At 36.4% G+C, this 21,510-nt stretch carries 24 protein-coding genes; 2 read left to right on the plus strand and 22 right to left on the minus strand.

Annotation, left to right across the window (positions count from 1 at the left end; translation table 11 throughout):
- The first annotated feature begins 15 nt into the window (after positions 1 to 15).
- Positions 16 to 846: a T9SS type A sorting domain-containing protein gene (locus IC610_RS13265; RefSeq protein WP_191737302.1), complete on the plus strand. Its 831-nt coding sequence runs from the start codon at positions 16 to 18 to the stop codon at positions 844 to 846.
- Positions 847 to 954: 108 nt separating this feature from the next.
- On the opposite strand, the gene IC610_RS13270 is transcribed toward IC610_RS13265, so the two are convergent.
- From IC610_RS13270 to IC610_RS13375, 22 genes are all read right to left on the minus strand, one after another.
- Positions 955 to 1,719, minus strand: coding sequence for a methyltransferase domain-containing protein (locus IC610_RS13270; RefSeq protein WP_191737303.1), 765 nt, complete (start codon positions 1,717 to 1,719; stop codon positions 955 to 957).
- Positions 1,720 to 1,819: 100 nt separating this feature from the next.
- Positions 1,820 to 2,203, minus strand: a complete 384-nt coding sequence (locus IC610_RS13275) for a GxxExxY protein (protein ID WP_191737304.1) — start codon at positions 2,201 to 2,203, stop codon at positions 1,820 to 1,822.
- A 164-nt stretch (positions 2,204 to 2,367) separates the two neighbouring features.
- A complete protein-coding gene (paaZ, locus tag IC610_RS13280; RefSeq protein ID WP_191737305.1) occupies positions 2,368 to 4,863 on the minus strand; it encodes a phenylacetic acid degradation bifunctional protein PaaZ in 2,496 nt (831 codons plus the stop codon).
- Positions 4,864 to 4,947: 84 nt separating this feature from the next.
- On the minus strand, positions 4,948 to 5,778 hold the full coding sequence (locus tag IC610_RS13285) for an alpha/beta hydrolase (protein WP_191737306.1): 831 nt from the start codon (positions 5,776 to 5,778) through the stop codon (positions 4,948 to 4,950).
- Positions 5,779 to 5,804: 26 nt separating this feature from the next.
- On the minus strand, positions 5,805 to 6,632 hold the full coding sequence (locus IC610_RS13290; RefSeq protein WP_191737307.1) for an alpha/beta hydrolase: 828 nt from the start codon (positions 6,630 to 6,632) through the stop codon (positions 5,805 to 5,807).
- Between the two features lie 94 nt (positions 6,633 to 6,726).
- Entirely contained in the window at positions 6,727 to 7,305 is a 579-nt protein-coding gene (locus IC610_RS13295; protein WP_191737308.1) for a transposase, read from the minus strand.
- 75 nt (positions 7,306 to 7,380) lie between these two features.
- Complete coding sequence (locus tag IC610_RS13300; RefSeq protein ID WP_191737309.1) at positions 7,381 to 7,974, minus strand: acyltransferase; 594 nt, start codon at positions 7,972 to 7,974, stop codon at positions 7,381 to 7,383.
- A 120-nt stretch (positions 7,975 to 8,094) separates the two neighbouring features.
- Positions 8,095 to 9,303, minus strand: coding sequence for a 3-oxoadipyl-CoA thiolase (gene pcaF / locus IC610_RS13305; protein ID WP_191737310.1), 1,209 nt, complete (start codon positions 9,301 to 9,303; stop codon positions 8,095 to 8,097).
- A 61-nt stretch (positions 9,304 to 9,364) separates the two neighbouring features.
- Entirely contained in the window at positions 9,365 to 10,072 is a 708-nt protein-coding gene (locus IC610_RS13310) for a DUF6624 domain-containing protein (protein ID WP_191737311.1), read from the minus strand.
- Positions 10,073 to 10,082: 10 nt separating this feature from the next.
- The gene (gene paaI / locus IC610_RS13315) at positions 10,083 to 10,496 is read right to left on the minus strand and encodes a hydroxyphenylacetyl-CoA thioesterase PaaI (RefSeq protein WP_191737312.1); all 414 of its coding nucleotides are present in this window, start codon (positions 10,494 to 10,496) and stop codon (positions 10,083 to 10,085) included.
- Between the two features lie 290 nt (positions 10,497 to 10,786).
- Positions 10,787 to 11,092 (minus strand): hypothetical protein, encoded by a 306-nt coding sequence (locus IC610_RS13320; protein WP_191737313.1) that lies wholly within the window; start codon positions 11,090 to 11,092, stop codon positions 10,787 to 10,789.
- A gap of 11 nt (positions 11,093 to 11,103) precedes the next feature.
- Positions 11,104 to 11,331 (minus strand): hypothetical protein, encoded by a 228-nt coding sequence (locus IC610_RS13325; RefSeq protein ID WP_191737314.1) that lies wholly within the window; start codon positions 11,329 to 11,331, stop codon positions 11,104 to 11,106.
- Positions 11,332 to 11,350: 19 nt separating this feature from the next.
- Positions 11,351 to 12,484, minus strand: a complete 1,134-nt coding sequence (locus IC610_RS13330) for a 3-hydroxyacyl-CoA dehydrogenase NAD-binding domain-containing protein (RefSeq protein ID WP_191737535.1) — start codon at positions 12,482 to 12,484, stop codon at positions 11,351 to 11,353.
- Positions 12,485 to 12,565: 81 nt separating this feature from the next.
- On the minus strand, positions 12,566 to 13,366 hold the full coding sequence (locus IC610_RS13335; protein WP_191737315.1) for an enoyl-CoA hydratase/isomerase family protein: 801 nt from the start codon (positions 13,364 to 13,366) through the stop codon (positions 12,566 to 12,568).
- Positions 13,367 to 13,495: 129 nt separating this feature from the next.
- Entirely contained in the window at positions 13,496 to 13,960 is a 465-nt protein-coding gene (gene paaD, locus IC610_RS13340) for a 1,2-phenylacetyl-CoA epoxidase subunit PaaD (protein ID WP_047446914.1), read from the minus strand.
- 94 nt (positions 13,961 to 14,054) lie between these two features.
- Positions 14,055 to 14,861 carry a 1,2-phenylacetyl-CoA epoxidase subunit PaaC gene (paaC, locus tag IC610_RS13345; RefSeq protein ID WP_228462936.1) on the minus strand — a complete coding sequence of 269 codons (807 nt, stop codon included), beginning with the start codon at positions 14,859 to 14,861 and terminating at the stop codon, positions 14,055 to 14,057.
- 12 nt (positions 14,862 to 14,873) lie between these two features.
- Positions 14,874 to 15,155: a 1,2-phenylacetyl-CoA epoxidase subunit PaaB gene (gene paaB / locus IC610_RS13350; RefSeq protein ID WP_034679196.1), complete on the minus strand. Its 282-nt coding sequence runs from the start codon at positions 15,153 to 15,155 to the stop codon at positions 14,874 to 14,876.
- A 147-nt stretch (positions 15,156 to 15,302) separates the two neighbouring features.
- Entirely contained in the window at positions 15,303 to 15,737 is a 435-nt protein-coding gene (locus tag IC610_RS13355) for a hypothetical protein (RefSeq protein WP_191737317.1), read from the minus strand.
- 12 nt (positions 15,738 to 15,749) lie between these two features.
- Entirely contained in the window at positions 15,750 to 16,688 is a 939-nt protein-coding gene (gene paaA, locus IC610_RS13360) for a 1,2-phenylacetyl-CoA epoxidase subunit PaaA (RefSeq protein ID WP_191737318.1), read from the minus strand.
- Positions 16,689 to 16,714: 26 nt separating this feature from the next.
- Positions 16,715 to 17,773 carry a hypothetical protein gene (locus IC610_RS13365; protein WP_191737319.1) on the minus strand — a complete coding sequence of 353 codons (1,059 nt, stop codon included), beginning with the start codon at positions 17,771 to 17,773 and terminating at the stop codon, positions 16,715 to 16,717.
- Positions 17,763 to 18,848, minus strand: coding sequence for a 2Fe-2S iron-sulfur cluster-binding protein (locus IC610_RS13370; protein ID WP_191737320.1), 1,086 nt, complete (start codon positions 18,846 to 18,848; stop codon positions 17,763 to 17,765). The genes IC610_RS13365 and IC610_RS13370 overlap by 11 nt, the downstream gene beginning before the upstream one ends.
- Positions 18,845 to 20,164 carry a phenylacetate--CoA ligase family protein gene (locus tag IC610_RS13375; protein WP_191737321.1) on the minus strand — a complete coding sequence of 440 codons (1,320 nt, stop codon included), beginning with the start codon at positions 20,162 to 20,164 and terminating at the stop codon, positions 18,845 to 18,847. The genes IC610_RS13370 and IC610_RS13375 overlap by 4 nt, the downstream gene beginning before the upstream one ends.
- Before the next feature lie 212 nt (positions 20,165 to 20,376).
- On the opposite strand from IC610_RS13375, the gene IC610_RS13380 reads away from it, so the two are divergent.
- Entirely contained in the window at positions 20,377 to 21,384 is a 1,008-nt protein-coding gene (locus tag IC610_RS13380) for an aldo/keto reductase (RefSeq protein ID WP_191737322.1), read from the plus strand.
- Positions 21,385 to 21,510 lie beyond the last annotated feature (126 nt).

Consider the following 21,510-nt stretch of genomic DNA (forward strand, 5'->3'; position numbering starts at 1 on the left):
TAAAACAAAACCGTCATGAAAAGAACAACTATTTTCTTAATCTGTAGTATGTTCATCTCTTTTCTGTCATTGGGACAGGCACCCACTACAGAGGTTTTTGAAACTGAAACACATCAGAGTACAAGTTTTACCGACAACAGTGTTGTTTTTAATATCATTTCGCATAATGGGCTGTTCCGTAATTTTACTGCCACATCTGCATGGGGGTGGAATGGAACCGGCGCAGACAACCGATTCATAGATAATACTGGAAGTATACCCGCGACGACATCACCGTCATTCAGCATCAAGACAAGTTCAAATTTATTTAAAGTGAACAGTTTCTGGATATTTTGCGGAGATCTTAATACAAATCCCAATACTACAGGAACGCTTACGGTAACCGGAAAACTGTCAGGTGTTGTAAAATTTTCTAACATAAAATCTTCCGGATTTATAACATCGAATACGACGAACAATGGTTATACCTTCATTAACATGGCTAATTTTATGGACCAGAATTACTCCAATATTGTCATCGATGAACTGATGATTACAGGCGCCGGAAATTTCCGATATCTGGGTCTGGATGCCTTCACATGGGTGAAAGATAGTAATCTTGTTTTGTCCACCTCTGAAATGAAAACAAACAGGAACACGCAGGAGATTTATCCTAATCCTACTTCCGGACCGTTGACCATCACTACTCAAAAGAATGAAACATTTAAAATCTACAGCACATCCGGAAATCTGGTAAAGACTGTAAATGCACAGAAAGGTGAGAACAGAACAGATATTTCCGAACTTCCCAACGGAGTATACATTCTGAAATCTGAAACCTCATCTCAAAAGGTTATAAAAAAATAAAAACCACCACGAAAACTCTTTTTTTGAATGAAGATTATTTCAAACGATTCTAAAACATGATGAACAAAACTTCCCGGGCAACCGGGATTTTTTGGTTTTAAAAACTTCCTATCTACTTCCGTACATTAAAATTCTTTTGAATGGATAAATAGCCGGAAATCTTTCAAATTTTTCAGCAATCCGAATTTTAAATTCTGCAGTAAAAATTTCCTGCTGTGTTTTATCCAGTCTTTCTAAATACGAAATCAAAGCCGAGCCGGAAATAAACTTAAATAACTCTTCTGCATCTTCCGCAATAATCGGGTAAACTTTAATAGAGATATTTAAATCTTTCAAACCTGCATCAAACATCATTTTTGCATATTCATCCAGACTCAAAACAGGAGAAATTCTGTTGAAACTGTTTAACTGAGTTTTAAAAGGTTCTTCAGAAGCGAGTTGAATTAAAATTTGGTTTAAAATATTCTCATTCTGCACAGGCATCTGTACTGCAAACTGTCCGTTCTCATTTAGCAGAGAAAGAAGTTTCTGAAAAAACTTTTCATGATCATCAGACCACTGCAAAGCCGCATTGCTGAAAATCAGATCCCATTTTTCATCCGATTCATATAGTTCTTCAATGGTTTGCTGTTTAAAACTTAAATTTTCGTTTTTAAATTCTAAAGATTTTTGAAGCATTTCAGCAGACGAATCGATTCCCAAAAACTGTGCATCAGGAAATCTTTCGGACAGAATTTTTGTCTGTTCGCCGGTTCCGCAGCCTATATCAATTGCGTTATCAAGATTTTCAGATGAAATTAAATTCATCAAATCAAAAAACGGCTGGTAGCGGATGTTTTTGAATTGGTTGTAGATGTCGGGATTCCAGGGCATGAGATTTATTCACTGATTTTTAATATTGTGTAATTGCGCACAGATACCACAGATTTTCACAGAGAAAATTAGGTTTGCATCATTTTTACTAAAAGAATATTTACAAATAGCCATTAATCATTCTGACAATATTATGATTAATCTGATGCGTGTTAAAATTAACCAAAATTCCAAGATGTAGTTTAGTTAATTTCAAATAATTGAGCAGTTGTTTATGATGAAATGGACTTAACTCTTCAACCGATTTAATTTCAACTATAACTTTTTCTTCAACAATTATATCAGCCCGAAAACCTAAATTCAAATCGATATTTTTGTAATAAACAGAAACGGGAACCTGACATTTAACATTCAAACCCTGGAGCTGAAGTTCGATCATCAAAGCTTTCTCATAAACACTTTCCAGCAACCCTGGCCCAAGATTATTATACACCTCAAAAATAGATTTTCTAATAAGAAAGGTTAATTCATTTTCAGTTTTCATCATCTCTAATTTTTATCGATAGTACCTGTGTTTTTGTATAATTCAAAAGTTTACTCAAATAAATTTATAAAAAAATCTGTGCAAATCCGTGAAAATCTGTGCGCAAAACGAAAAACAGTGCAACAAAATTGTTACACTGCTCAATCGTTATATAGATATATTAATTAAACCAATCCAAACTGCTCAAAATGATGCGTAAAATGCTTTCTCTGGAAAAGCTCCATCATCTCTTTATTTAAATGCCCGAATCGTGGATTATAATGTTCTGCAAAAGGATTTTCCTTGAAATAGACGGTAAACTCTTTCAGTGTTTCTACGAGCTGAGTTTTAGCTGCATCCAGATTTTTATTTTTATTCTGAGGCACTTCACCTTCTTTCCACAAAGGATATTGCGCTCCCGGACGGATCTTTTTATCGGTGTACAGCCAATCCTGAAGTTTTTCTAATTTTTCTTCCGGAATTTCATCAAAATCTTCCGGCTTCAGATCGCCGAATCCATTTCTTAGAACCTCTTCCAAATGTTCAACCATTAATTGCGGGGTGAAATCTCCGAAAATGGGTTGCGTATTTTCAGTTAAAGCATTTAATTTTTTCTGAATATTCTGAACTTTAAAATCAATAAGTGGAGAATGTTTTGCCACCAATGTTAAAATTGTCGCTACACAAACCACCTCATCTCTCTGGTTTACTACTTCAACCAACCATTTTACAACGCCTGAAGGAATATTTCTTCCCTTCACACCTCGGTTTATTTTTTCTTTTGCCGTTAAATAAACGGTAATCGTATCTCCCGCATAAACCGGTTTGAAGAACGAACAGTTTTCCAATCCGTAATTGGCGATAACAGGACCTTTTTTGCCTGAAACAAACAATCCGGCTGCTGCAGAAAGGATGAAATATCCGTGAGCCACCGTTTTATCGAAAATCGTACCTGATAAGCTTGTCGCGTCGGTGTGTGCATAGAAATGATCCCACGAAACATTGGAGAAGTTCACAATATCTGCATCAGTTACTGTTCTTCCTGCTGTTTCCAGAGAATCTCCAACCTCAACTTCCTCAAAGTACTTTTGGAAAGGATGTTTGTCTGAATATTTTTTCTCAGCGCCTTGCTGATACACTTTTGTAATCGCCGTCAAAATATCCGGTGAACCCTGAATGGCCGTTTTTTGAAGGAAGAAATGAAGACCGTTCAGTCCGCCCATTTCCTCGCCGCCACCAGCTCGTCCCGGACCTCCGTGCATCAAAGTTGGAAGCGGAGAACCGTGACCTGTACTTTCTTTCGCGTTGTCTCTGTTTAAAACGAAAATTCTTCCGTGCTGAGAAGCCATTTTCCATGAAGTTTCGGCTACGAATTTTTCGTCGTGAGATATGATTGATCCTACCAAACTACCTTTTCCTCTTTTAGCCAAAGCTGCAGCTTCTTCTGCATCTTTGTAAGGCATCAGCGTAGAAACCGGACCGAAAGCCTCGACATCGTGAGAGATATTTTTTGTGAACGGAGAATCATTTAAAAACAGTTTCGGAGACATAAATGCGCCATTGTCATAATCTGCATCTACAAGCTCATGTTTTCCGTCATAAATAAGTTCGTTTTCCGTTTTCAGAATATCCACTTTTCGTAAAACCTCGTCATACTGCTGTTTTCCAACCAAAGAGCCCATTCTTGTTTCTCTGCTTAGCGGATTTCCAATTTTTGTCTGATCCAACGCTTTAGACAAAGCATTCTGGACATCACCAATTAAGTTTTCAGGAACCAAAATTCTTCTGATCGCTGTACATTTCTGTCCGGCTTTAGTTGTCATTTCGGTACGAACTTCTTTGATGAATAAATCAAATTCCGGTGTTCCCGGTTTTGCATCCAATCCAAGGATTGAACAGTTCAGTGAATCAGCTTCCATGTTGAAACGGACGGAATTTCCTGAAACAGATGGCAAAGATTTTAATTTTCTACCCGTCGTCGCGGAACCTGTAAACAATACGGAATCTCCATCCTGAACATAATCCAGAATATTTCCAGGCTCACCGCAAACCAATTGAAGCGCACCTTCAGGAAGAACGCCACTTTCAATCATATCCTGAAAAACAGCATTCGTTAAATAAGAACCGTAAGGCGAAGGCTTCACAATTGAAGGAACACCCGCTAACAAAGAAGTCGACAGTTTTTCCAACATTCCCCAAACAGGAAAATTGTAAGCATTGATTTGTACAGAAACCCCTTCACTTGGTGTTAAAATATGAGTTCCGAGAAAAGTTCCGTTGGCAGAAATTTTCTGAGTTTCCCCGTCTACCCAAAACGGTGTGTTTGGAAGCATTCTTTTTGCCAATCCTGAATATGTGAAAAATGTTCCGAAACCACCTTCAATATCAACCCATGAATCTGCGTGCGTGGCACCGGTTTTATAGGATAAATCGTAATATTTTTTCTTTCTTTCCAAAAGGTACAGCGCTACCTTTTTCAACATTTCTCCACGATCGTAAAATGTCATCGATGAAAGATTTTTATAGCCGACTGTTCTTCCGAAATCGAGAGCCTGTTCAAAATTCAGCCCTTCTGTATCTGAAATGGCAACCTGCTCTCCCGTCACAGCGTTGTATAAAGGAATTCCGCTTCCGGTGCCTTCAACCCATTCGCCGTGGACATAGTTTTTTAATTTTTCCATAAAATATTTTATATTTTAGTTTAACAATGTATCAATGTAACAGTTGACCAATTAATACATTCTTAGCTTTATTTATTTTAAATATTAATTTTCCGATCTTTTTATAAATTCCAAAGTTTCATCAAATCTTTTGCTCCAGGGGAAAAAGTACTGTATAACCATTGGAATATGTTTTTTATTGATGAAAACAGGTTTTACATTGGGTTGGAAAGGATGAAGTGCTTTCAAAAAATTCTCATTCGCCACTTTGATTGAAGGGTACGTTTTTTCACCTACATACATTAAAAAAGGCGGTGTCTTTTCGTTAATAAAATAGATTGGAGATGCCTCTTTCCATTTTTGCGGATCCGTACTCCACGTAACATCATAATTACTTTCTGATGTCGGTGGATTTTTTTCGAGATAATTTTTCATATCTATTCCCGCCGCATCAATTAAAATAATCCCCGAAACTGTATTTTCCGGAATCTGGTATTTCGGATTCATCACTGCAGAAGCTGCCAACTGACCGCCCGCTGAGTGTCCTGAAACAAATATTTTTCGGGAATCTCCGTTATATTTCTGAGCATCTTCTTTTGTAAACTGTATCGCTGCAGCTATTTCTCTGGTCATCTGATCGACATCAGCATTCGGACTCAACGTATAATCAGGAATTACAGCAATAATATTTTTTCGGGCAAAGTTTTTACCCATCAGAGTATAGGTTTTCTTATTTCCTTTGTTCCAGTTTCCACCGTGTACAAAAATTAAGACTGGATAATTATTTTTATCTGCTTTTTTAGGTGTAAAAATATTGAGTTTAATATCAGTTCCTGCAGTGTTTTGAGTAAACGGAATATCTTTATAGACAGCTGTAGATTTACAGCTACTTACAATCAAAACCATTATAAAAAATATGCAGAAACTAAATCTCATTTTGAAATATTATTTAAGTAAATCGGTTACTTCGGTTCCTGATACGGAAATAGTTTCACCAAACCTTCATACAGACTTCTGTGAAGAATTGTTGCGTGATTATCTGTTTCCATCATTTTATATTCTACCATCCAGTTTTTCTTATTCGATTTTTGAAGAAAAGTATAGAAGTCTTCTGCATCTTTAACCATCACTTTATGTTCACCCTTTCCGACAGAAATGTAGACAAATTTATTGGTATCCTTAATTTTCGCTAATAGTTGCGGTGCCTGTTTCAAAAGACTTTCATCATCCCACCACAAACTCGGACTGATGATAAAATAATCATTAAACATTTCAGGTTTTTTCAGCAGAATTTCTGTTGCTAAAAGTCCACCTAAAGACTGTCCGAAAATATAGGTTCTGTCAGTTTTAAACTGATTTTCGATGTACGGTTTTAACTCTTTTTCAAGAAAGCCAATGAACTTGTCTGAGTGCCCTGTTGTAGGATACTCTTTCTGCAAATCTTTTAAATCTGTATGAATAGTGAAGTCTCTTTTACGATCGACATTTGCAATTCCAACCACAATCGTTTCCGGCATTGCGTACATCTGATTAAAGAACTGCACCAACCCTGTTACATGAATAAAATCTTCATTCATACTTCCATCCAAAAGATAAATGATCGGATAGGATTTTGTTTTATCGAAATTCTGCGGAAGATAAATATTCAGCGTTCTTTCTTCTTTTAAGATTTCAGATTTTAGTTTTCTGATTTCCCCAATCGTCAATGGTTTTACAGTTCCATTCTGGGCAGAAACCGTGAATTGGAATGTAAATAAAAAGTTGACGAAGATGAGGAGTTTTTTAATCATTTCTTATTCTGAAATTTAATTCTTTATTAGCAATACTTTGTTTAAACCTAACGGGTTTTAAAAACCCGTTAGGTTTGGCTGCGTTTATCAACAGCTATTCTATATTTAAGAAATCATATTCGACATTTGAGTGATGATAATTTTTGAAGATTTCCAACGACTCGAAATATTGCATAATCTCAGTTCTATTCAATTTACTTGCTTTTAAAATATTTAAATATGAATTATAAGATGAGTACTTCCATAGATTGATTTCACTTGTGAACCCATGATTTACGGGATTATTATGAATGTAATGCAAAACTTTTAGTAAATATTTCTCATCTGTAATCTTCTTTCGTTTTACTGCATTGAGGAAAAGCGCACCTTTTCGGTTATACTTCTTATTAAATGCTTTTGCGTAAGAATTAAGAAAATTACCAAAATTCTTCATTAAAAACTGATGTTCATCTTCAACATTTACATTTTCACTATTTTTAAATCTTAGCAGTAAATGAAAATGGTTCGGCAACAAACAATATGCATAAATATCTGCAATTTGGATAATGTATTTATCTAACTGCTTTAGAAAAAATTGATAATTTGTTTCTTCTCGGTAAATCAACTCTCTCCCATTCACATGAGAAAAAATGTGATACACGGAATCAAATTCAAAATTTTCTGTGTTAATCATTTATGTCTTAAAAATTCAATTTTATAAACCTAACGGGTTTCGGAAACCCGTTAGGTTTGACCACACTTTTAAATTTTATTTCACATCATCCCAAATCCCATAATCAACAACCTTCGTAGGAATCTGCTGAACATATTCTGTAAAAGGTTCACACAGTTGAATCGCATCCTTCCCTTCTCTCGCCAATTCCTGATAGAGTTTTGTCCCTTCTGTTTTCCATTTGATCATTTCATCAGAAACATCACGGATAATTTTTGCCGGACTTCCAACGATCAGTTTTCTCGCATCACATCTGAAATTTGCAGGAACAAAGGCCAATGCACCGATAATACATTCATCACCGATTACGGCTTTGTCCATAACAACAGCATTCATTCCAACCAGACAGTTTTTACCGATGTGTCCGGAATGGATGATCGCTCCGTGACCGATGTGTGCGGATTCTTCCAAAATGGTTTCAATTCCCGGAAAAACGTGAAGGGTACAGTTTTCCTGAACATTCGCACCGTCTTTCACAATAATTTTACCCCAGTCGCCACGAATCACCGCATTAGGACCGACATAAACTTCTTCGCCGATTTCCACATTTCCGATGATCACCGCCTGTGGATGAACATAAGCAGAGGGTTTTATTATTGGACGAATTCCGTGGTATGAGTAAATATTCATAATTTTAATTTGAAAATTTGAAAATTTGAGAATGGGTTAATTTGGAAATTGACAGTGAGAAAATTTGAAAATTAAACTCTAAGCAAAATTTTCAAATTCTCAAATTAGCACATTTTCAAATTAAACCTTTTCAATTACCATTGCATAACCCTGACCGACACCGATACAAAGCGTACACAACGCATATTTTTTATCTTGTTTCTGAAGTTCCAAAGCTGCAGAACCAATAATTCTTGCTCCGGAAACTCCAAGTGGATGACCGATAGCAATTGCGCCTCCGTTTGGATTTACTCTTGAGTCATCATCTTTTAAACCTAAACTTCTCGTTACCGCCAAAGACTGAGCAGCAAAAGCTTCGTTTAATTCGATCACATCCATTTCGTCTAATGAAAGATTTAATCTTTTTAATAATTTCTGAGTCGCTTCAACTGGACCGATTCCCATAATTCTTGGCTCAACACCAGCAACGGATGATCCTAAGATTTTCGCCTTCGGTTTTAAACCATATTTTTTTACAGCTTCTTCACTTGCTAAAATTAAAGCAGCTGCTCCGTCGTTCATTCCAGAAGCGTTTCCAGCCGTTACTGTTCCACCGTCTTTTCTGAAAGCCGGACGAAGTTTTCCTAATACTTCCATTGAAGAGGTCGGCTTGATAAATTCGTCTGTATCAAAAATTTTAGGTTCGCCTTTTCTTTGTGGAATTTCAACTTTTACAATTTCTTCCGCCAGTCTTCCGCTTTCCTGAGCTTTAGTTGCTTTTTGTTGAGACCAAAGGGCAAATTTATCCTGATCTTCACGGCTGATACTATGCATTTCTGCCAAATTTTCAGCGGTGTCTCCCATCGTGTCTACACCGTACATTTCTTTCATTTTGGGATTCACAAATCTCCATCCGAAAGTCGTGTCAAACATCTGGCTGTCCCTCCCGAAAGCAGTACTTGGTTTTGACATCACATAAGGTGAACGCGTCATGTGCTCAACGCCACCTGCAATGTAAATTTCGCCTTCTCCGGAAGCGATCGAACGGAAGGCATTTGCCACCGCCGACATTCCTGAAGCGCAAAGTCTGTTCACCGTTTCACCTCCGATTTTGTACGGAAGTCCGGCCAGTAAAAGTCCCATTCTCGCGACATTTCTATTATCTTCACCTGCCTGATTGGCACATCCGAAAATAACATCCTCAATGTCCTCAACAGGAACTTCAGGATTTCTTGCAACAATTTCTTTTAAGACGATTGCTGCCAAATCATCGGCACGAACTTCTGAAAGGCCACCGGATAGTTTTGAAATTGGTGTTCTGATGTAATCTATGATATATACGTTGTTCATTTTATTTAATTTGAAAATGTGTTAATTTGAAAATCTGAAAATGATATAATTACTATTTAATTTAATGAATATTTGAAGCTTGTTTTCTTAATTTTAAAGCCTCTTTTAAAGAAAACGGTTTGTAAACGAAATCTTTTCCGAACAGATCTTTAGCATTTTCTTCAATTGTATTTTTAAATCCGGTTTCTTTGCGCAGTTTATTAACATTCTTCTCATTTTTTATTGGCCAGATAAAGTTCACAAAATCTTCTTTTCCATTTTTATTAATGAAGAATTCTCCAGCTCCCTGAGTTCCATAAATTTGCTCCTTTCCACTGTTCATTAAGAATCTGTCTTCCATCATCGCAGCTAGAGTAAAGGGTATTTCTTTTTCTTTTCCCGCCTTTTTAATTATTGGTAAATATTTACTGATCTTACTTGAATGTTGGATGACATACCAAGCGGATTGATTTGTAGGTTCCTCAACGAGAGATTTTCCAGGATAGCCGTATTGAGAAATAATCTGTTCAATTTTCTGCATATTCAGACTGTCTATATCCAAGACTAATTGCCATTGTTTTTCCTCAAAATCCTTTTCATCGATATTTAATTCTTTGAGAATCTCACTTTTTTTCTCAGCAGTAATACCATGGTCGAATAATCTTCTGTAAGTTTGATCTAATCTAAGCATTTCATCTAACTCTTTCTTAAGGTTTTCATTAACCTGTTGTTTTTGAGCATTGACAAAACTTATTAAAAAAACTAAAATAAACGACGCAAAATATTTCATCAAATAAAATTTAAAGTTCGACCACTTTTTTTCCGATCTTATAAACCGTTCCGACAAATTTTGCAACCAAATCATGATTCTGGTTGCTAATCTTAATATCGTAGATAGCTGTTTTTCTGGTATCATTTACCAAAACACTTTCGGCTCTGAAAATATCGCCTTCTCGTCCGGCTTTGGTGAAATTGATGGTTACGCTCAATGCGACAGCTGCATTTCCATCGTTGTTGGAGGAAAAAGCAAACGCTGAATCGGCAAAAGCGAAGGTTACTCCGCCGTGAACTGTTCCCAGGCCGTTGAGCATCTGTTTGGTGATTTCCATTTCAATTAAAGCGTAATTCTCTTTAATATCAATGATTTTTATTCCTAAAAATTGGGAGAAATGGTCTTTCTCCATCATATAATCTACAACCTGTCTTGGATTCATTAATTGTTATTTATTTTTTTTAAATTTAACCACATCTCTCCATGAATTATCTCTGCCGTCAAAAATAAAATACATTAAAAAAATGCCGGTGAAATAAATTGTGAAACCAATGATGTTGAAGCCTTTTTCGTCCTCCCATCCTACATAATACAGGAGAAGTTTGAGCAGAAAAAAAGCGACAACAAAAATGAAAGCTCTCATCAATGACTTCAGAAAATTCTTTAATGTAAAAATCCTTTTAAGCATCGTCCTTAAAATCCTACTTATTGTGTCTAAAATTTAATTTTTATTTAGTATCTGTCTGTTATTTCCTCATATAATTCATCAGCCAGCTTGTCATAAATACTCATTGTTTTCCCTAAAATTACCTGTTCAACCGTGAGATGATCTGCTGAATTTCCTGAGACATCAAGAGCATTTAAATCTATTCCTTCTTCACTGGCAATCCGTTTGATGAGCTCTCTGTATTTTTCGTTGAATTTTCCCAACAAATCCAGCTTTTCTTCATTCTTTGCTGTCGGAAGTTCCTCGATAATATATTCTTTTTCGTTGGAAAGTCTTGTTTCCAATTCGGCTTTGAAACACTCAATATTCATTAAAACATATATTATTTCATCAAGTCTTTTCGGTCAGGATTTTTCAAATATCTTTTACCATCTTTGTCAAAGCCCCAAACATTCGATATTTCTCGTAATTGTAATAAATCAAAATCTCCCTTATGAATTTTAGTTCTATTCAATCTTCTCAATTTTCTATTGGCTTCTAATTTATTTTTCTTTTCTGTCTCAGCAGTTGTTATTCCAATGATTGGAGTTTTCTTTTTTGACCTACTCATAAATAAATTAGTTTATCATTTATAATTTTCTTAGCAACGGGCTTTGTCTGTATCTCTCTTCCTGATATTCTTCGTAAAGATTCTGTAGGGTTTCAGAAATTTTTTTATATCCAATTTCTTCTCCCCAAGCCAATAATCCTTTTGGATAATTGACACCTTTTTGCATGGCTAATTCCAAATCCTCATCATTCGCAATGCCTAATCTTTTCGCTTCAACTGCTTCATTAATTAACATTGAAATAATTCTTAAAAATATTTGCTGATACAATGCTTCGTCTTTCGTTGGTTCAGTCTTTACAGCTCCTTCAGCATAATCATAGAATCCTTTTCCGGTTTTTCTGCCGTGAAGTTTGGCTTCAGACATTCTCTGCTGAAGAAGAGATGGCTTGTATTTGGGATCGTAGAAATATTCGTTGTACACAGTTTTTGTTACAGAGAAATTGACATCAACACCAATTAAGTCCATCAGCTCAAAAGGTCCCATTTTGAAGTTTCCTATAATTTTCATTGCGTCATCAACCTGTTCTACCGTTGCGATATTTTCTTCAACAATCCTCAAACCTTCTCCATAAAAAGGACGGGCGATTCTGTTGACGATAAACCCAGGAATATCTTTGGCAATCACAGGAACCTTGCCCCACTCTTTCATGAGGCTGTACATTTTTTCAGCTAAAGATTTTTCTGTTAATAATGACGGAATAATTTCCACCAAAGGCATCAGAGGAGCCGGATTGAAAAAGTGAATTCCGATGAAACGCTCCGGTTTTTGCAGTTCTGCACCGAGTGACGTAATGGAAATAGATGATGTATTGGAAGCAATCACGCAGCTTTCAGAAACATGTTGCTCTAATTCTGTGAAAACTTTTGTTTTGATTTCTTTATTTTCGATGATGGCTTCAATAACAAGTTCGCAATCTTTGAAGTCCTTCAGTTCTGTAGCAATGGAAATATTAGATAAAATTTCAACCATTTTCTCCGATGAAATTTTCTGCTTATCCACCAATCTGGTCAGTGTTTTTTCCAGACCTACGGTTGCCATTTCTACCTGTTTTGCGTTGGCGTCATAGACCCAAACTTTGCATCCGTTGGTTGCGGCTACTTGTGCGATGCCAATTCCCATCGTTCCGGCACCGATAATTCCTACATTTCTCATGTTGTATAATGTAAAATGTATCACGTAAAAAGTATTTTAAAGTACGTTGTACATTTTACTTTCTTACATGATACAAGTTTTTTATTTTCCTTTATATTCAGGTTTTCTTTTTTGTAAAAAGGCCTGTACACCTTCTTTGAAATCTTCTGTTTCTGCGGCTTCCTGTTGCAAATCGCCTTCCAATTCCAATTGATCTTTCAATGAATTATTGTAAGAAGCAGCGAAAGCTTTTTTGGTTAATTTTAAACCAACGGTCGGCATATTCGAAACTTTTTCTAAAATTTCCATTGATTTTGAATTAAATTCCTCCTCAGTGAAAACCTCAGCAACCAAACCGTAAGATCTTGATTCTTCAGCTGATAATTTTTTGCCTGTAAATGCTAAATAATTCGCCAATTGTCGTCCTAATAATTTTGGTAAGAAATACGTTCCACCTGTATCAGGAATCAATCCTATATTGGAAAATGCCTGTGCAAAATAAGCTTTGTCATTCGCCAAAACGAAGTCGCAAATCAGAGCCAACATCGCACCGGCTCCCACTGCAGGACCATTGACCAAAGCCACAACAGGCTTTTTGCAACGGGTAATTTCAAGTACCAGAGGATTGTAATAATCGGTCACAATTCTTCTGATAATATCGTCATCATGGTGGTCATTTCCCTGAACGAAAGCATCGTCAAGATTCTGACCGGAACAGAAAGCTCTTCCTCTGCCAGAAATTGCCACACATCTTACCGTGGGATCATCGCTGCATTCCTTTACAAAATCTTTCAAGTCTGCCAATGATGGCTTCGTTAAAGCATTCATCGTATCAGGCTGATTGAGGTAAGCGATTTTTAATTTTCCGTCAAAATGCGATTCAATATCGAGTTGTGTGTACATAGTTTTAATTTTTATGATTAATGTAAATTTACAGATAAAAAATGTAGCAATGTATCAGTTTACCGTTATAACAATATTTGCTGCATTCAAAATTGTTACATTTTTACATTGCTGAATTGTTACATTAATCTAATGACATTTAAAATAATCAAAAGGTTCTAAACAATCTAAACATTGGTACGAAGCCTTACACAAAGTAGATCCGAATCTGCTGATCTGTTTTGAATTCATCGAGCCGCAACGTGGACATTTTTTTGGTTTCCCGATATGGTTTTCGTCGGCTCCTTTTTCGGGAGGTGTAATTCCGTAGACACGGAGTTTTTCTCGCGCTTCGTCCGTCAACCAGTCTGTTGTCCAGATCGGAAACATTTTGGTGACCACTTTAGCATCCCAACCATTTTCCTTCATGATCTTGATAATATCTTCCTCAATTGTAAACATAGCGGGACAGGCAGAATAAGTTGGCGTAATCGTCACTTCGCAAGAATTTTCGCTGGTAACTTTCGCTTCTCTTACAATACCCAATTCCACGATATTGATCACCGGAATTTCCGGATCGGGAACTAATTCTAATATTTCTAAAGGATTTTTCATAATTAATTTGAAAATTTGAAAATGTGCTAATTTGAAAATGATGCGTCGCTAGTAATTTTCAAATTCTTTAATTTTCAAATTAACTCATTGATTTTTACCACGTACATCCCGGATATGCTCTCTGCATATACTGCAGTTCGCAAAGGATAAATCCAAAGTATTCCGTGTGATAACCTGTTCTTGATTTTGGCTGCATGAAAGGATTGGCAGGATACTCCAAACCGAAATCCGCAAAATCTTTGGTGGTAATGGATACAAAATCTTCATACAAAGCATCAACATTCGGAGCGATGTTTAAAGCAATCAAATCATCTTCGCCTTCTGTTTTTGCAAATAAACCTTTGGTGTATTCCCAGATATTTTCGATGGATCTTTCAAGACGCATTTTGCTTTCTTCAGTTCCGTGTCCGAAAATTTTCATCCATGACGCAGCGTGAGTGTAATGATATTTAACTTCTTTCAGAGATTTCTGAGCGATAGCCGAAAGTTCTTCGTTTGTAGAATTCGACAAAGCTTCATACATCAACTTTTGATACACTGCGAAAACATACACTTTCAAAATCGTCTGAGCGTAATCTTCGTTGGGAAGTTCGGTCCAGTGCGCATTTAAATATTCGTGCTCGTATCTCAGGAAAGCCAAATCATCTTCACTTTTCCCGTTGTCGGCGACTCTTGAAGCGTACACGTAAAAGTTGTTGGCTTGTCCAAGCTCATCCAAAGCAATGTTTGTCAAAGCAATATCTTCCTCCAGATAAGGACCTTCACCGCACCACGCAGACAGACGCTGTCCCATAATGAAACTGTCGTCTGCTAGTTTTAATAAATAATTATATAATGGGTTCATTATTTTAGCTTTTGGCTTTTGGCGTCTAGCTTTTGGCCAATTGCCAGCAGCTAACAGCCAATCGCTGTTTTACATATTTTTCACATCGTTTGGAATATCGTAGAACGTCGGGTGACGGTACAATTTGTCATCTGCCGGATCAAAAAATGCTTCTTTGTCGATTCCTTCTGAAGTCACAATATATTTACTTGGAACAACCCAAACAGAGGTTCCTTCTTTTCTTCTTGTATAAACGTCTCTTGCATTCTGCAAAGCCATTTCTGCTGTTGGTGCCTGTACAATTCCAACGTGTTTGTGAGATAATCCCGGTTTAGTCTGAATAAACACTTCCCACATATCTAAATTTGCCATAGTCAAATTTTAATTTTTATCTAAATTTTAGATTTTGAATTATTTTAAACTTTAATTTTTTGAACCATTAAGAGCTATTAAGTTGTTAAGAATATTAAGTTAGCTTCGCTTTAAGCTTCTAAACAAAATCTTAATGGTTAAATATTTTTAATCTTTAATTACTCTTACATACTTTTTAATGATAACATTTTTATAATTTAACACTAAATTATTGCTATCAAGATTCATGATGTAAGCAGATTCCCATTTATTTAATGATCTATTATATATCTTTAAAGAATCTATACTCATTTTATAGCAGGTTTTTCTTCCGAATTTTGTGTGAAAGTAGTCAACATGAAATGATTTCAAATCCACATAGTTTTCATTTGCTTCACAACTATCTTTTGAGTAAAAATTAAATCCTAGATTTTCTCTTGGCGGAGGTGGCGGTTCTTCAAATCCTTCATTATCATATCTGGTAATAAAATATTCTTCTACAAAAAGCCACTTTCCTAAAATTTTCGATTCATAATTTTTGTTTTCTTTGGACTGGCATCCAATCAAAAGAAAAACTAAAAATATTTGAACCAAAATTTTCATCAAACAATTTATTTAATTTACTCTTTCGTTCTGCTTTTCAGCAAAAGCTTTCGCTGCCTCTTTTACCCAAAGGTTTTCCTGCTGTGCTTTTACTTTGGTCTGCAGTCTTTTTTTGTTTGCAGGGCCGTTTCCTTTTAAGATTTCCATAAATTCATCCCATGGAAGTTCGCCGAAATCGTAATGCTGTCTTTCCTCGTTCCATTTTAAGTTTTTATCCGGAACAGTTAAGCCTAAAAATTCAGCCTGAGAAACCGTAACGTCGATAAATCTCTGACGTAGACTGTCGTTGCTTTCTCTTTTCACTCGGTAGTTCATAGAGATTTTAGAGTTGGGCGAACTGTCGTCATTCGGGCCAAACATCATTAGAGCCGGCCACCAGAAACGGTTTAGCGAAGCCTGAGCCATTTCTTTCTGCTGTTTTGTACCACGGCAAAGTGCCATTAAAATCTCATAACCCTGTCTTTGGTGGAAAGATTCTTCTTTACAGATTTTCACCATCGCTCTTGAGTAAGGACCATAAGAATTCCCCATCAACATCACCTGATTCATAATCGCTGCACCATCAACCAACCAACCGATGGCACCGATATCTGCCCAGCTTAAAGTTGGATAATTGAATATACTTGAATATTTTGCTTTTCCTTCCAGCATATCTTCGTAGGTAGCATCTCTGTCGGCTCTGATTGTTCCGTTTCCTAAAGTTTCGGTGGCAGAATAAAGGTATAACCCATGACCTGCCTCATCCTGAACTTTAGCCAAAAGCGCCATTTTTCTTCTCAGTGAAGGTGCTCTCGAAACCCAGTTAGCTTCCGGCAACATCCCGACAATCTCAGAATGTGCGTGCTGTGAAATCTGACGAACCAATAATTTTCTGTAATCATCGGGCATTACATCTTTTGGTTCTACTTTATTTCCGTCGTGTACGTATTGTACGAATTTTTCATAACTCATAACATAATTTTTAATAAATTAATTCATTAAATAAAATCCAAGTATCTATAATAACGATTATTATAAATGAAAAAGAATAAAATATTTAAGATAAAAATGAGGGTATAAATTTTCGGATTATAATTTTTTATAACCAAAGCATAATAAATCAAAATAACAGTCATTGATACACTTACCATTCTGTAAACATCTGTTGCAACGATAATTTGAGCTAAAGCTATAGCAATAAAAACCGATAGATTGATATATCTTGTGTTCCAAAGCTTAATAAATACCAATGGAACAACCGCCCATAAAAAACCCAGTGAAACAATTATCTGAACAATTAATTTTAAATAATTTCTGTCTGCCAATTCCTTTTTAACATCGCTGTAATATTGAAGATAGGAATTTTGATTTTCAAAGAATATACCGGATCTTAATAAAATAAAAACACCTGCATATAATACAACTGCTATACCTGCATTCTTTAACCACGACAGATCATTCAATTTAAAGTTATATAAGATATACGTTCCAATTAAAAAAACACCGATGGTTTCTTTGAAAAAAGATGAAATCAGTATGATCATAAAGAAACTTAACATTCTCTGATCCAAAATACATATTACACCGAGTAACAAAAATAAACTTTCTACTAAACCAATGCTTACATCCACATGCAGGTTAAAATAACCCGCGTATGAAAAAACGAATGTAAAAGTTACCAATAGGGTTTGGAGCAATGTCAGTTCAAACTTTCTTTTTATCCAAAAATGAAGTACTGTAAGAAATGTTCCGAAGAACATGAGTTGGCTAATTAGATACAACTTCTGTATATCAACTGAAGTAACTGTATGTAATAAATATATTATAAAAGGAAGACCTACCCGGTAACCCCACGGGGAACCCACAAAATGGTTGATATCTCTGGACATATTATAATAATACTGCCCGTCTCCGAATATTTTACCTTGAAATTCAGGAACCGGATGTTCGGTAATATTTATTAAAAGTATTCCCGATAAAACATAAAAAATAAAATAAATGATCGCCTGAAATGAGAAACTTTTACTTATTGCAGGTGACTTTAAATTAGACATCATAATTTAACATTACTACGTTAGTCGTTGGGTGACACTGGCAAGTCAGAACAAAACCTCTGGCTACTTCGTCTTCGGTCAATGCGAAATTTTTCTCCATGAAAACTTCTCCTTCGAGAACTTCCGCTTTACACGTACAGCAAACTCCTCCTTTGCAGGCAAAAGGCACTGGAAGATTGTCTTTCAATGCTTTATCTAAGATACTCTCTTTTTTTGAATTCAAATGGAACGAATATTCATCATCATCGATAATCACCGTCACCATACTTTCAATATTGGCAATGGCCTTGAATTCATCGCTCATTTCCGCAGAATCTTCTTCGTCCGGAGCCGAGAAATATTCAAACAGAACCTGAATCGCAGGAACTTTTTTGTCTTTCTTTAAATAATCGGAAATACCTTTAATCATTTCCGAAGGCCCACAAATAAAATAAGTAGCTTCCTTCACGTCGATATCGGTATATCTATCAAATAAATGATCCAGTTTTTCAGGAGAGATTCTTCCTTCAAAAATCGGGTCAGCATGTTTTTCACGGCTTACAAGATAAACCACTTTCAGTCTTCCGTTAAACTGCTCTACCAACTTATCGATCTCAGCTTTTTTCATCACATGATTCATGCTTCTGTTGCTGTAGAAAAGATATGCGTTGGAATTTGGTTCCTGATACAGACTTTCCTTCAAGTTAGAAAGAATCGGACTGATTCCGCTTCCTGCCGCCAATCCAACGTAGGTTTTTGTGTTAGTCGGATGATAAGAAGTATTAAAACCGCCCATCGGAGGCATCACTTCCAAAACCTCATCCATGTGCAGATGCTCATTGAAATATCCGGAAACTCTTCCGCCTTCCAAAAGCTTCACCAAAACTTCAAGCGTGTTGCTTTTTTCGCTCGGCGCATTGCAGATAGAATAAGAACGGCGCTCTTCATTACCGTTAACCATAAGTTTAAAATTCAGATACTGCCCCTGTTTGAACCTGAATTTATCCTTCAGCTCCTCAGGAATTTCCAATGCTACATTCACCGCATCATTGGTATCTTTCTGAACTTTTACAGTTTTTAATTTATAAAATGAATTCATTTTGTCTTTAGTATTCTGTTAATTTTTCCACCTTCGCATTTCGGTAAGCTGTCCTGAGCGTGAATTTTCACTTTCGTGGTAATTCCTACTCTCTTTTTTATTTCGTTTTCGATGCTTTTCCCAAAATTTCCTGCGAAAATAAGATATTCAGCTGAATTTATATTTAAATTTTCTGAGGTCACCAATTCATCATCAATTTCTACGTCGATGTCGAGTGCCACACACATTTGTTCTTTCTCAATCGGAGTCAGATAATAATTTGGAACCACGCCTTTTACATGAGAAAAAGCTTCTTCAATCTGACTTGGGTACACATTTACGCCTCGTACAATCAGCATATCATCGGCTCTGCCCAGAATTGGTTTCATTTTAACCATGGTTCTTTTGGCATTTTCGTCGTAATACAGACTTGTAATATCATTCGTCCAGTAACGGAGAAGCGGCATTGCTTTTTTAGTTAAAGTAGTGATCACCAATACACCTTCTTCACCATACGGAAGCGGTTCTCTGGTAATAGGATCTAAAATTTCAGGATAAAAATGATCTTCCCAAATGTAAGATCCACCTTTTTCTTCAAAATCTTCCATTGAAACTCCGGGACCGATAATTTCACTTAAACCATAAATATTGGTTGCATGAACGCCCAGTCTTTCCTCGATGTGATGTCTTATAATTTCCGTCCAGGGCTCTGAACCTAAAACGGCATATTTCAAACTGATTTCGTCTGCCGAGATTCCTCTTTTAGCAAATTCATCAGCGATGGTTAATGCGTAAGAAGGCGAACAACAAAGAACTTCCGGCTGAAAATCGATAATAAGATCAACCTGTCTTGAAGTCATTCCTCCTGAAATCGGAAGAACGCTCATTCCTAATTTTTCTGCACCGTAATGCAGTCCGAGTCCACCGGTGAAAATTCCGTAACCGTAAGCGTTATGTAACTGCATTCCCGGTTTTGCTCCGGCTGCATTTAATGATCTGGCCACCACTTCGCTGAAAAGATCAACGTCTTCTTCAGTATAGCCAACGACTGTCGGTTTTCCTGTTGTTCCGCTCGAACAGTGAATCCTCTGCAGTTCATTTTTCGGAACAGTGAACAATCCAAACGGATAATTGTCTCTTAAATCCTGCTTGTAAGTGATAGGAAGCTTGGAAATATCTTCAATGGTCCTGATATCCTGATTTGTAATTCCTAATTCATCAAATTTTCTTTTATAAAAATCTGATTTCTCTTCAAGATAAACCACCAAATCCTTCAGTCTGTCGGACTGAAGAGCTCTCAATTGGTCAAGTTTTAAATATTCAACTGCAAAGTCCATAAACTAACTAACATTTGTTAGGTAAAATTAAAAAGAAAATTTCAGATGACAAAAAAATAACTGACTTTTATCATATTTTGAATGATTCTAAATAATTTTTAAAATTTAAAATATAGGAATAGCGAATCCGTAATTTGCATACGACAATCTTCATTTTGCATACATCCAATTCTTAATTTCTCTTGAATTTTGTATCAATAAAAATCAACAATATGAAATTGAATCAGGTAAAATTAGGAAGTCAGAGATTAATCATCCCGAATATCGGTCTGGGATGCATGGGAATGACCGGTTTTGGAGATGCAGATATGTACGGCAAAACAGATGAGCACGAAGCGATTGCAACTATTCACCGTTCTCTGGAACTGGGCGGAAACTTTCTCGACACGGCAGATTTGTACGGACCGTTTGCAAATGAGCGTTTAATAGCAAAAGCCATTGAAGGGAATCGTGACAATTACATTCTTGCTACAAAATTCGGTTGGGAAATCGATGACAACGAACAGGTCACATGGAAAATCAACGGGCAGAAAGATTATGTGAAAAAATCGGTTGAGCGTTCGCTAAAAAATCTGAAAACTGATTACATCGACTTATATTACATGCACCGTCTTGACAAGAATGTTCCGGTGGAAGAAACGGTTGGTGCGATGAGTGATCTGGTGAAGGAAGGAAAAATCGGGTACATTGGTCTGTCGGAAGTTTCATCTGAAACTGTGAGGAAAGCGCACGCAGTTCATCCAATCACAGCAGTGCAGAGTGAATACTCTCTGTTTGAAAGAACGGTTGAAGAGAAAGGCGTTATTAAAACTTTAAATGAACTGGCAATTGGTTTTGTGGCGTATTCTCCGTTGGGAAGAGGATTTTTATCCGGACAGATCCGTTCGATTGATGATTTGCCGGAAAATGATTTCAGAAGAGGAATTCCAAGATTTCAGGAACAGCATTTCCACAAAAATATTGAACTTGTGGAAGCGATTGAAAATCTGGCGAAGGAAAAAGAAATTACTGCTTCACAACTGGCTTTGGCGTGGATTATCAGCAAAGGAATTGTTCCGATTCCGGGGACGAAACGCAGAAAATATCTTGAGCAGAATATTGAAGCCAGTAAAATTGTCTTAAGTGATTCTGATATTCAGAAGCTGGAAAGTATTGTACCTTTGGGAACGGATACGGGAGCAACCTACGATGAATTTGGGATGGGACTTTTGGATTATTGATTTATTCGTGGCGATTCGAAGATGTAAACCTCATAGGTTTTGAAAACCTATGAGGTTTGTTTAAAACGCAATACGATTGCGCCCCGGCTTGAACGGAGCTCTTTTTGTGAGGAGGTACGACGAGCA

Origin of the sequence: Chryseobacterium caseinilyticum (genome assembly GCF_014837145.1) — a bacterium.
Lineage (GTDB): Bacteria > Bacteroidota > Bacteroidia > Flavobacteriales > Weeksellaceae > Chryseobacterium > Chryseobacterium caseinilyticum.